Raw genomic sequence first — 11,508 nt, 5'->3', positions numbered from 1 at the left:
GCCCAAGGCTGGATCAGGCCAGCCGGTCGAGCGCGACGCGCAGCACGTCCGATGCGACGTCTTCGGGCGTCCGGTCCCCGTCGATCACCACGCAGCGGCCGGGTTCGTCTTCGGCCAGCGCAAGGAAACCCTCCCGCATCCGCACCTGAAGATCGGCCCCGAAATCCTCGAACCGCTCTTCGGCGGTCTGGCGCCCCTTGGCCCGGGCGTGGCCTTTGGAGGGATCCATGTCGATGATGAAGGTCAGGTCCGGTTCGCGCCGGATCATGAGCGCGTGAAGCTGGTCCACGATCTCGCGCAGTCCCGGACCGCGCAGCCCCTGATACATCCGCGTCGAATCCGCGAACCGGTCGCAGACGACGGCCTTGCCCGCCGCAAGGGATGGGTCGATCAGCCGTTCCAGATGGTCACGCCGCGCCGCCGTAAAGAGGAGGATCTCGGTCTCCGCCGACCAGCGGTCCGGGTCGCCTTCGAGCACCAGCGCGCGAATCTGTTCGGCGCCCGGCGACCCGCCGGGCTCGCGCGTCGCGACAACGTCGATGCCCCGCGCGCCAAGCGTCTCGGCGAGCATCCGGGCCTGGGTCGATTTCCCCGAACCGTCGATACCTTCGAAGGTGATGAACCGTCCGGCCATCCGGGTCAGTTGGCCACGGGCGCCTCGGCCCCCTCGGGCTGGGTTTCGGGTGCCGTGGCCTCTGCCTCGCCGCTCCGGTCGGCCAGATTGCGCGCCATGACGAGCGCCTGGGTCGCGGCGGCCTTGAACTTGGGCATGAACCCGGCCTCGGCCACATTGGTCGTCGCGACAAGCGGAATGACGGTTTCGCCCATGCCGGGGCGAGCAATGGTCAGCGTGGCAAGCTCGGCCCCCTGCGCGATGGGCGCTTCGATCGGGCCGGACCAGTCCACCTTGCCTTCGATCGTGCCCGACGAGGTGACCGGCATCAGAAGCTCCAGATCCGTCGCCGGGGCCAGCGCCACGGTTTCGGCCTCGCCCAGCCAGACAGGCACCTCGGCGATAACCTGACCGGCCTTCACCGGAGTCCGCATGGCGAACTGCCGGAACGACCAATTGAGAATGGCAGAGCTTTCGTTGCGCCGTTCCACGTCCGAACTCAGCCCCGAAATCACGAAGACCACGCGACGGCTGCCCTGCATGGCCGAGCCCACCAGCCCATAGCCAGCCTCTTCCGTATGCCCGGTCTTGAGCCCGTCCGCGCCGAGGCCCAGGGAGAGGAGCGGGTTGCGGTTGTGCCGGTTGTCGGGCGCGCGCCCGTCGTAGTCGAATTCCTGGATGCCGAAGTAGTGGTAATACTGCGGGAAATGTTCGATCAGCCGTTCGGCGAGGATTCCGAGGTCCCGCATGCTCATGCGCTGTGCCGGATGCGGCCAGCCGGAGGAGTTGCCGAAGGTCGAGTTGTTCATGCCAAGCGCGCGGGCGCGTTCCGTCATCTGGCTCGAGAAGGCGTCTTCCGTGCCGCCCAGCCCCTCGGCCACCACGACGCAGGCGTCATTGCCCGACAGCACGATGATGCCCTTGATCAGTTCCTCGACCGTGGGGCGGTCCTGCGTGTTGAGAAACATCGTCGAGCCGCCCATCGACATGGCGCGTTCGCTCACGTTGAACTGGGTCGAGAGGGTGACCCGGCCGTCCTCCAGCGCCTCGAAGAGCATGTTGAGCGTCATGAGCTTGGACATCGAGGCCGGCGGCAGCGGCACGTCCGCGTCCTTTTCCAAGAGCACGGTATCGGTCGTCAGATCGACCACATACGCCGAACTTGCCGCGGTTTCGAAGGCATGCGCGGGCAGGGCGGTCGATAGTGCGAGGGCCGCAGCGAGGGCCAAAGGGGCGAGGACGTGGCAGCGTCGCATCATGTCCGGTCTCTTTCGTCTTGCGCCGGACGGTACCGCCCGGCCGTTTCGGTCGTCAGTTCGTCACGAAGTAGGCGTCGTTGAAGCCCAGTTCCTTGATCTTCTTGAGAAGTTGCGCACGCTCGGTGGTCGATCCGGCCGGACCCACGACCACGCGCCAGAAATCCTTGCCGCTGGTCTTGCCGGGTTTGATGGTCGGCACCATCCCGGCGCGTCGCAGGCTTTCGGCGGTGTTGTTGGCATTCTGCTCGACCGAGAAGATGCCGATCTGGATGAAGGCCTTGGACAGCGCGCCGCTGGGTGCGTTTGCGCGGGGCGGAGTGGTGGGGGCAGGGGCCGCGACACCGGCGGTGGCGGCGGCGACGGTCGCTGCCGAAGTGGCCGAGCCGGGCTTGCCCTCGGCACGGTCGAGCGCCTCGGTGGCCGCCGCGATCGGGTCGAGCGGTTCGGCGGCGACGGTGGGGGCCGCCGCGGTGGCCGCGGTCGGCGCGTCAGCGGGCGATGCACCGTCAGGCGCGTCTTCTTCTTCGACGACGTCCTCACGCTTGAGTGCGGTCACGCTCATGTTCGCGGGGCTCCCCGCCAGCATGTCGAGCGCCTCGGCGGCATCAGAGGACACCTGGAAGGCGGGGCCCGGTTGCTGCCGCTCGGGGCGATACAGCACGCCCACGACGAATGTCTGGTTGTCTTCGTTGCGGATGATCACCCGCTCGGGGTTCTGCGCGTCTTCATGGGCGACCCAGACGCCGCCGAGCGAGGGGCGTCCATCCCAGAGACCCTTGTCGGAGACCTGAAAGATCTCAGGGGCTTCCACATCGCGTTCAACCGACCGCGTGGAGCGGCCCGCCGTCGCGGTTGTGTTTGTCCCCGCGCCGTCGCCGTTCCCCTGAAGGAACGCCGGCATCTGCCCGTCCTCGCATCCCGAAAGCGCCAATACCGCGCCAAGCGCAATGGCCAAACCTGTGGTCCCGCTGTGCATCTGTCTTGCCCCTGATCGCGACCTGCCGTCGCTCTGCCCGTATCCGCACCTATAGCGTGCGATTTGCAGCGAGTTTAACGAATGCGCCTTGGCATGGAAAGCCTTGCAGCATGCCATGCGCGGGTTCCGGCGCGCCGTCGCGCGTCACAACATCGGGAGCGCGCAACTGGCTGGCTCTCGTGGCCCGTTCCGACCTGCCAGCACCGCCCAGGCTGCAAGCGCCCTTTCAGAATCAAACACACCAGTCTATCGCTTCCCGCGCTGGAGGTGTGGCCGAGTGGTTGAAGGCACTGGTCTTGAAAACCAGCGGGCGGGAAACCGTCTCGTGGGTTCGAATCCCACCGCCTCCGCCATCATGCCTTGACTAAACCCCCATAAGATAGGTTAAATTTGGCCAAAGGTGGGCCGGGGTCTCCTGACTTGGGTCTCATTTTGGGTCACAGTATGGGTCACATTCCCCTTGCTGCAGTTGCCAGCGAGCTCCATTCTTGACCCGAGTTGGGGGTCATAAAGGATGCGCCGCAATATCATTGATTGAGAGGCGGGGCGTGTATCAATTGCGCAGGCGGGTGCCGCGCGGGTACGCGAAGGTTGGTGCCGCGCAGGTACGCGAAGGTTGAAGACCGTTCGTTCGTCAAGCTTTCACTCAAGACCGACAGCCGCGCAGAGGCAGAACTGAAGGCAACGGCCGCGTGGAGGGAACTTATCGAAGGATGGGAAGCGCGGCTCGCGGGGGACACCGCAGACGCAGAAGCACGCTTTGTCGCAGCTCTCGAAATCGCTCATAGGCGCGGATTTCGTTTCTTGCGTGCGGAAAAGGTTGCCCGACTGCCGGTCGAGGAAATTGTGGAGCGTGTCGAAGCTGCGACGGATCGCATTGAACGCGTGAACAAGCACAAAGCGGCAGCGCTGCTGGGAACCATTCGACCACCGCAGATCATGCTCTAGAACGTCCTTGACGAATATTGGAACCTCGCCAGGGATAAGACACGCGGAAAGAGTCCGGACCAACTTCGACGTTGGCGAAATCCCCAGATCAAGGCGTTCAAGAACCTCATGAATGTAACGGGGAACAAGGCGATCTCAGACCTGACCCGGGACGACATGCTCGACTTTGTGGATTGGTGGCAAGATAGGATCGAGCGAGATGACCTGACGCCGAACAGCGCGAATAAGGACTTGACCGACATTGCGTCAATGCTTCGTCGACTGAATGAGAAAAAGCGCCTCGGCCTCGATGTGGAGAACCTCGTTGGGCGTCTGAGGATTGCGGAAGGTGAAAAGCGTCACCGACCGCCGTTCTCAACCAGCTGGATCCGCGACAAGCTCTTGGCGCCCGGCGCCTTGGACGGGCTCAATGGGCAGGCGCGCGCGATCCTCATCGGCATGATTAATACAGGATACCGACCGAGCGAGGCCGCAAGTCTTTCGCCCGAGCATATCATCCTCAACGCAGAAATCCCTCATATCGTCATCGCACCGGAAGGGAGGCAGTTAAAGAGCCAGTACAGTCGACGCTCGATCCCTCTCACGGGTGTGAGCCTCGAAGCGTTCCGTGAACATCCGGGCGGCTTCCCCCGTTATGCCGACAATCCGGCCTTGTCGGCAACGGTGAACAAGTTTCTCAAAGAGAATGGCTTGCAGGAAACCCCAGATCACACGTTCTACTGCTTAAGGCACAGCTTTGAAGACCGGCTCCTCGGTGCGGAGGTCGATGAACGCATTCGGCGTGACCTCATGGGACACACGCTGAACCGTCAAAGATATGTTCACGGGGCGTCACTGAGCCACACGCAAAAAATTCTGATGCGTATCGCGATTTGATCACGCAATTAGGCACCCGAACACTTTCCGTACGCCCGGTGTGCTCGAATACCTATGGCCCGTTCCCGCGTGAGCAGAGAACACCCTTGCAGCGAGCAGCTGTGCTACCAACGGTCTTTGATTGTCAAAGAGCGCACTGTGGGAACCTACGATTTTCGAGGAGTGCAGCTGACGAAGGTCAGGCCGTCGAAGGCGGACGACATCCGGGCGGTTGGCTCTGAGGGAGCGGAAGTTACACTCTGGATCGGTGGGGGCTCTCCAGACCATGACCGCGTCGCCCCCGGTCCAGCCCGGCGATCTCCTGATTCCATGCGCTGATAGATACCTTGCGTTTGGCCCTGGAACGTATTTCCTGGAAGCATGACTAAACTCGTGCTCCTTCACAAAGCGGACTCAGTTTACGACGACGAACCTGACGTCGTTTACGACTTTCCGCGCAGATACCTGAAAGCAGTGGAAGAGGCGGTGGGCGACTGGGTCGTCTATTACGAGCCGGTGAAGGCCGGGCCGCGCGGGTATTTCGCTGTCGCCAAAATCGCGCGTGTGATCCCGAAACCCGGTGTCGAGGGGCGCTTTCTCGCCATGATCGAACCCGGAAGTTTTCTGCCGCTTGATGCCGAGGTCCCGAGATTGATCGACGGGCGTCCTCTGGAACAGTCGCTCATGGAGCCCGATGGAACGCCGAAAAAGGGCGGGGCTGTGCAACTCGCCGTTCGCCGTCTGTCCGAGGCAGACTTTGCCCGGATCGTGCGTCTGGGCTTGCCCGAGGATCTCGAACGCCGGGAGGCGACGCGATACGATCCCGCTGCGCCTGAGCTGGCCGAAGAGGCGATGATATTCGAGCGCCCGGTGCTCGATCGACTCACGCGGCGGCCCTACCGCGATGTCGCATTCCGCCGGAAGGTGCGCGAGGCTTATGACTACCGCTGCTCCATGTCCGGCCTCCGGCTTCGCAACGGAGGCGGGCGGCCAGAGGTGCAGGCAGCGCACATCCGGCCCGTCGAGCGCAGCGGAAGTGACTCCGTCAGAAACGGGCTTGCGCTCTCTGGGACGTTGCATTGGATGTTCGATCGGGGTTTGATATCCATTGCGGACGATAATGAAACCATTCTGGTGTCCAGCAACAAGGTGCCGGGGGATGTCGTCAGTCGGCTTCTGCGACCGGACGGCAAATTGTGGAAGCCAGAGGACAAGCAAAACTGGCCGCATCCCGCGAACCTGAAATGGCATCGGGAGAATATTTTCGGGCAAATGGCCGCAAGCGGTCCGGCGCCTTGGGACCAGACATAATACGCAGGCACGAATTCTTTGCTTCCCCGACGGTTCTTCAAATCCCTCACGCGCGGGCGCGAGACGCCGAGTGAAAAGCAGCCGTTAGAGCCGTCGCAGGACGCAGAGGTTCAGGCGGTCTTGCGCGACGTCGATATTCTGTCGCGCTGTCTCTCGATCGATCTGGAAGTTGACCCCAAACAGGCGCGGATTTTTGCTTTCGCCGCAATGCCCGACGGGGATGCCACCGGGATCGTGCACCGCAAGGGCGACGCCCACGCGGCGCTGGAAAAGCTCGATCTGTTTTCTGCAGGCTTTGCGCATGTGATCGGGCACAATATTCTGCGCCACGACCTGCCACATCTGATGGCGGTTTCCCCACGGTTCGCCAAGCTCGCAGAGGCGCCGATCGACACGCTCTGGCTCAACCCTCTGGCCTTTCCGCGCAACCCCTACCACCATCTGGTCAAGCACTACCGGGATGGGCGGCTGCAAAGCGGTCACGTGAACGATCCGGAGTTCGACGCGCGGCTTGTCTTTGACGTCCTGCGCAATCAGATCGACGCGTTTCTGGCGCTGAACAAGGCGTCCCCTGACAGGATGCTGGCCTATCATTGGCTCATCACGAACGGGCCGCAGAGCGCGGGGTTTGATCGGCTGTTCACAGACGTTCGCGGCGTGTCGCGCCCCGCGGAAGCCGAAGCTTTTGCCGCGATGCGCAGGCTCCTCTCCGATGCCGCCTGCGAAACGCAGGTGGACGCGGTGCTCGGGCGGCTGTCCGATGCGCAGCTTGGTTGGCCCATGGCCTATGCGCTGGCGTGGATTTCCGTGGCGGGCGGGGATTCCGTCATGCCGCCCTGGGTGCGGGCGCAGTTTCGCGATGCGGCGCGTCTGGTCAAAGAGCTGCGCGACACCAACTGCCACGCGACACATTGCGCCTATTGCGCCGAGCACAATGACGCAACGCGCGCCCTCGAACGGTGGTTCGGCTTCCCCGGTTTCCGCCCCGAGCCCGTCGACGACGATGGGAACCCCTTGCAGGAACGGATCGTGGCGCGGGCCATGTCGGGCGAGAGCCTCTTGGGCATCCTGCCGACAGGCACGGGCAAGTCGATCTGTTACCAGATCCCCGCGCTGTCACGCTTTGACAAGACGGGCGCGCTGACTGTCGTGATCTCTCCACTCGTGGCGCTCATGGCGGATCAGGTGCAGGGGCTGGTCCGGTCCGGGATCTCGTCAGCGGTGACGATCAACGGCCTTCTGTCGCTGCCGGAACGGCAGGACGCGCTCGACAAGGTGCGGATGGGGGATGCGGCGATCCTTCACATCTCGCCGGAACAGCTGCGCAGCACGTCGGTCAGGTCGGTCCTCGCGCAGCGCGAAATCGGGCTTTGGGTGCTGGACGAGGCGCATTGCGTGTCGAAATGGGGCCACGATTTCCGGCCCGATTACCGTTATGTGTCGCGCTTCATCAAGGAAAGCTCGGGCGAGGACATCGCGCCGGTTCTCTGCCTGACCGCCACCGCGAAACCCGATGTGGTGGCCGACATTCGCAGCCACTTCAAGGAACGTCTCGGCCAGGAGTTGGCGCTTGCCGATGGCGGCGCGTCGCGGTCGAACCTTGGCTTCTACGTTCTGCCGACACAGCGCGCGACCAAGATGGCCGACATCCTCGACGCGATCGAAGCCCGCCTGCCGCGCGAGGGCGTGTCGGGGGCCGTGGTCTACTGCGCCACCCGCAGTGCGACAGAGCGCGTGGCCCAGTTCCTGCAACAACAGGGGATCGCGGCAGAGCGCTATCACGCAGGGCTAAGCGCCGACGAAAAGCGCGAAATTCAGGAAGACTTCCGGGTCGGGAACCTGCGGGTCATTGCTGCGACCAATGCGTTCGGCATGGGTGTGGACAAGCCCGATATCCGGCTTGTCGTGCATGGCGACGTGCCCGGGTCGCTTGAAAACTACCTGCAAGAGGCGGGCAGGGCCGGGCGGGACCGCAATCCGGCCGAATGTGTGCTGTTGTTCAACACCGAAGATGTGGAACGCCAGTTCAGCCTGAGCGCGCGCTCCCGCCTCGCCCGGCATGAGATCGGCGCGATCCTGAAGGCGCTGCGTCGGCTCGATACGCGGACGAGAAGGGATGGACAGATCGTCGCCACCCCCGGCGAGATCGTCCATGAGGAGAAGGACCGCGATTTCCAGCGCGACAGCAACACCGACGACACCCGCGTCAAGACGGCGGTGGCCTGGCTCGAGGAGGCCACGCTTCTCAGTCGTGAAGAGAACCGGGTGCAGGTGTTTCCGTCCTCCCTGCGCGTCCGAAGTATTGCCGAGGTCAGGGACATCCTCGCCAAGGCCGATATCACCGAGCAGCGGCGCAAGGATCTGCTGGCCATCGTGCAGCACATCATCAACGCGCCGCAGGAAGAGGGCATCACGACCGACGAGCTGTGTGGAGTGAGCGGCCTTACCGTTTCGGGCGTGCGTAAGGCGCTGGCGGACCTCGAGGCGCTGGGCATTGCCAAGGATGACACGAATATCACGATCTTCGTTCACACGCGGGGTGAAACGGCGTCGCCCAAGCGGTTCACAGCCGCCGCGTCGCTCGAGGCCGACCTTATCACGATCTTGCGGGAGCTTGCGCCCGAGGCCGACCTGAACGAGGCCTTGCCCTGTCACCTCGCCTCGGTCGCTCAGGCGCTGCGCGAACGTGGTCATGCCTCGGTGCGGCCGGATGTTGTCGAGGGGCTCTTGCGCGGCATCGCGCAGGACGGGCGCGATATGGACGGGGGCATGGGCAATATCGGCATGCGCAAGGTTTCCAAGGGCAGTCTTCTGGTCCGGTTGCAGCGGTCATGGCCGATCATCGAACAGACCGCGACGCTCCGCCGTCAGGCCGCGGAACAGCTGATGCTCCATCTCATCGACAAGGTGCAGGCCGGGTTGAAGGGCAAGGATATTCCGGTCGAGACGACGCTGGGCGACCTTCTCTTCGCGATCAACAGCGATGCACTTCTGCGGGCGTCGGTGAACGACCCGTCCAAGCTCATGGATCGGGCGCTCCTTTGGCTTCACGAACAGCAGGTGGTGACATTGGGCAAGGGCCTGTCAGTCTTCCGGTCTGCCATGACGCTGCACATGAACCCCAAGGGCGGGCCGTTCACGAACCAGCATTTCGCACCGCTCGAGGACCATTATGCCGAACAGACCACGCAGACGCATGTCATGGCCGCCTATGCAGCACTGGGAATGGAGGACATGCCCAGAGCCCAGCGTCTGGCACGCGATTACTTTGCGATGGAGCACGACGCTTTCATGAAGGTCTGGATGCCGGGGCGGGCGTCCGACTATCGGCGTCAGGCCACGGCGCAGACTTATGACGATATCGTCGACAGTCTCGGCAATACGATCCAGGAGCAGATCGTCAAGGATGATCGCGAGCAAACCAACGTTCTGGTCCTCGCCGGACCGGGTTCGGGCAAGACCCGCGTTCTGGTCCATCGCGTCGCTTATCTGGTTCGGATCAAGCGCGAGGATCCGTCGGGTATTCTCGTCCTTGCTTACAACCGGCACGCGGCGGCCGAGATCCGCGAGCGTTTGCGCCGGCTGATCGGCGATGACGCGCGCTTTGTGACGGTGCTGACCATCCACGCGCTGGCGATGCGGCTGATCGGTGCGAGCTTTGCGGGACGGGCAGGGGCCGAGACGCCGGACTTCGAAACGCTCCTGACCGACGCCGCACGCCTCCTGCGCGGAGATGGATTGGACAAGGTCGAGGCGGAAGCGCTGCGCGAAACGCTCATCCAGGGGTTCCGCTGGATTCTTGTGGATGAATACCAGGACGTCGGCCCCGAAGAATACGCGCTGATCGCCGCGGTGGCCGGTCGCAGCATCGACGACCCGGATCAGCGTATCTCGCTCTTCGCGGTCGGGGACGACGACCAGAACATCTACTCCTTCGCTGGCGCTTCGGTGCGCCACATCCGCCAGTTCGAACAGGACTATGCGGCCAAACCCGTTTTCCTGACCGACAATTACCGCTCGTCCGGTCACATCGTCAGCGCCGCAAACGCCGTCATCGAAGGGTCGCGGGAGCGGATGAAGACGGGGCAGGCGATCACCGTGGACCAAGCGCGCCGCAAGGACGCACCGGGTGGCGTGATGGAGAAGTTCGACCCCGTCGCGCAGGGGCGGGTTCAGATTCTTGGCTGTCCACCCGGCAACGAAGCTCAGGCCCTTGCCGCCGTTCAAGAGATGCTTCGCCTATCTACTCTTATTCCCGATTGGAGCTGGAAGCGCGCCGCGATCATCTCCCGCGACTGGCGGAAGCTCTTGCCGGTGCGCGATTTTGCCGAAGCTCAGGGCATCCCCGTCGACATGGCGAACGAGACCTTGCCAAGCGTCTGGCGCACCCGCGAGATGCAGACGTTCATTCGCGGCTTGCGGGAGGGCAATGGCCGGATGGTCGGTCTTGGGGATCTGACCGATCTGCTCAATACCATCCCCTCAAGCCGCTGGACGGACCGGATCGGTGAGGGGCTGGGACTCCTTGCCCGCGAGATCGAGGGCAAGCCGATCCCGACCCCTGACGTCGTCGAGTGGTTCGCAGAATGGTCGCGGGACTCCTGGGGCGAACAGCGGGGGCTGAAACTCCTGACCGCGCATCGGGCCAAGGGGTTGGAGTTCGACGATGTCGTCATCATGGACGGCGGCTGGGAACGGCCCTCGCGCAACGAAGATCAGGACGCGCCGCGGCGGCTCTTCTACGTCGCCATGACCCGCGCGCGGCGCAACCTCATCGTGATGAGCAACGATCACCACGAATATTTGCCCACGCTGTCGCCTGCGATCGTTACGCGCCATGTAGAGCCTGATATCGCATCCATTCCCGGACCGCGCCGGTTTTTCCAATCGCCGGAGATGCGCATGGTGGACCTGTCGTTCGCGGGCCGTCAGGCCGACGCCCATCCCGTTCACCGCGCGATTTCCGAGGCGCGGGTGGGCCATGCGGTTCAGCTCAAGCAGGCCGCAGGACGATGGCAGGTCGAAGATATGTCGGGCCGGGTGCTTGGCCGCATGGCAAAGGCCTTTGCGCCGCCCGTGGGCACCCGGTTCGTCTCTGGTGAGATCGCGGCCATCATCCGGTGGCGCAAAGAGGATGCGGGCGAGAGCTTTCACCACATGCTGCGGCGCGAGGAGTGGGAGGTCGTGATCCCGGATCTGGTGTTTGAGCAGGAGCAATAGTGCGGAGGTGGGCTCCTTCGACTACAATCGAGGTTGATGGGTGGTTAGGGCGGAGAGCGGAAGTTCGCTGCAAACGATACGAATGTCGCCTGTGAGAACTCATCCCGCCATTCGAAATAAGTGCTCGATTTGCGCTGACTCTACAATGCTCCTCAGGATACAAGGAACAAGCGGCAGTTTGTTGTAAGTGCAAGAACACCGAGATTCGCGGGAAAGGATTTCAAGACAGCCTTTGAACTGGATCAGCGCAACATCAAGAACCCTTGGTTCTCTTTGGCAAGTCTTGTGAGCAACCCTGAGACGCTCCATTCGAAATTGGTCCACGG

At 63.3% G+C, this 11,508-nt stretch carries 7 protein-coding genes and 1 tRNA gene; 5 read left to right on the top strand and 3 right to left on the bottom strand.

Features of this window, described 5'->3' with window-relative positions:
- Positions 1-13 precede the first annotated feature (13 nt).
- Genes tmk through KJP29_RS16660 form a run of 3 tightly spaced genes read right to left on the bottom strand, consistent with a single transcriptional unit; the run spans position 14 to position 2,848 of the window.
- Positions 14-634 (bottom strand): dTMP kinase, encoded by a 621-nt coding sequence (gene tmk, locus KJP29_RS16670; RefSeq protein WP_218464636.1) that lies wholly within the window; start codon positions 632-634, stop codon positions 14-16.
- A 5-nt stretch (positions 635-639) separates the two neighbouring features.
- Positions 640-1,869, bottom strand: coding sequence for a D-alanyl-D-alanine carboxypeptidase family protein (locus tag KJP29_RS16665; RefSeq protein WP_218464995.1), 1,230 nt, complete (start codon positions 1,867-1,869; stop codon positions 640-642).
- Positions 1,870-1,924: 55 nt separating this feature from the next.
- Positions 1,925-2,848 carry an SPOR domain-containing protein gene (locus tag KJP29_RS16660; protein ID WP_218464635.1) on the bottom strand — a complete coding sequence of 308 codons (924 nt, stop codon included), beginning with the start codon at positions 2,846-2,848 and terminating at the stop codon, positions 1,925-1,927.
- Between the two features lie 263 nt (positions 2,849-3,111).
- Here KJP29_RS16660 and KJP29_RS16655 point away from each other — a divergent pair.
- The 5 genes from KJP29_RS16655 to KJP29_RS16640 all read left to right on the top strand — a co-directional run bounded on the left by KJP29_RS16655 (position 3,112) and on the right by KJP29_RS16640 (position 11,182).
- Positions 3,112-3,201 (top strand) — tRNA-Ser (locus KJP29_RS16655).
- Positions 3,202-3,442: 241 nt separating this feature from the next.
- Positions 3,443-3,796 (top strand): hypothetical protein, encoded by a 354-nt coding sequence (locus KJP29_RS19465; RefSeq protein ID WP_370630884.1) that lies wholly within the window; start codon positions 3,443-3,445, stop codon positions 3,794-3,796.
- A 108-nt stretch (positions 3,797-3,904) separates the two neighbouring features.
- Positions 3,905-4,672: a tyrosine-type recombinase/integrase gene (locus KJP29_RS19460; protein WP_370630883.1), complete on the top strand. Its 768-nt coding sequence runs from the start codon at positions 3,905-3,907 to the stop codon at positions 4,670-4,672.
- A gap of 360 nt (positions 4,673-5,032) precedes the next feature.
- Entirely contained in the window at positions 5,033-5,962 is a 930-nt protein-coding gene (locus tag KJP29_RS16645; RefSeq protein WP_218464634.1) for an HNH endonuclease, read from the top strand.
- A gap of 207 nt (positions 5,963-6,169) precedes the next feature.
- A complete protein-coding gene (locus tag KJP29_RS16640; protein ID WP_218464994.1) occupies positions 6,170-11,182 on the top strand; it encodes a RecQ family ATP-dependent DNA helicase in 5,013 nt (1,670 codons plus the stop codon).
- Positions 11,183-11,508: the final 326 nt, after the last annotated feature.

The organism is Maritimibacter sp. DP1N21-5, assembly GCF_019218295.1.
In the GTDB taxonomy this organism is placed as follows: Bacteria; Pseudomonadota; Alphaproteobacteria; order Rhodobacterales; family Rhodobacteraceae; genus Maritimibacter.
The sequence above is the reverse complement of the archived record's forward strand: the minus strand, read 5'-3'. Positions and strand labels throughout refer to the sequence as shown.

What these genes read in the sequence shown, in the direction of transcription:
- tmk (WP_218464636.1), bottom strand. Translation starts at nt 634, where the DNA reads ATGGCCGGACGGTTCATCACCTTCGAAGGTATCGACGGTTCGGGGAAA.
- KJP29_RS16665 (WP_218464995.1), bottom strand. Translation starts at nt 1,869, where the DNA reads ATGCGACGCTGCCACGTCCTCGCCCCTTTGGCCCTCGCTGCGGCCCTC.
- KJP29_RS16660 (WP_218464635.1), bottom strand. Translation starts at nt 2,848, where the DNA reads ATGCACAGCGGGACCACAGGTTTGGCCATTGCGCTTGGCGCGGTATTG.
- KJP29_RS19460 (WP_370630883.1), top strand. Translation starts at nt 3,905, where the DNA reads ATGAATGTAACGGGGAACAAGGCGATCTCAGACCTGACCCGGGACGAC.
- KJP29_RS16645 (WP_218464634.1), top strand. Translation starts at nt 5,033, where the DNA reads ATGACTAAACTCGTGCTCCTTCACAAAGCGGACTCAGTTTACGACGAC.
- KJP29_RS16640 (WP_218464994.1), top strand. Translation starts at nt 6,170, where the DNA reads ATGCCCGACGGGGATGCCACCGGGATCGTGCACCGCAAGGGCGACGCC.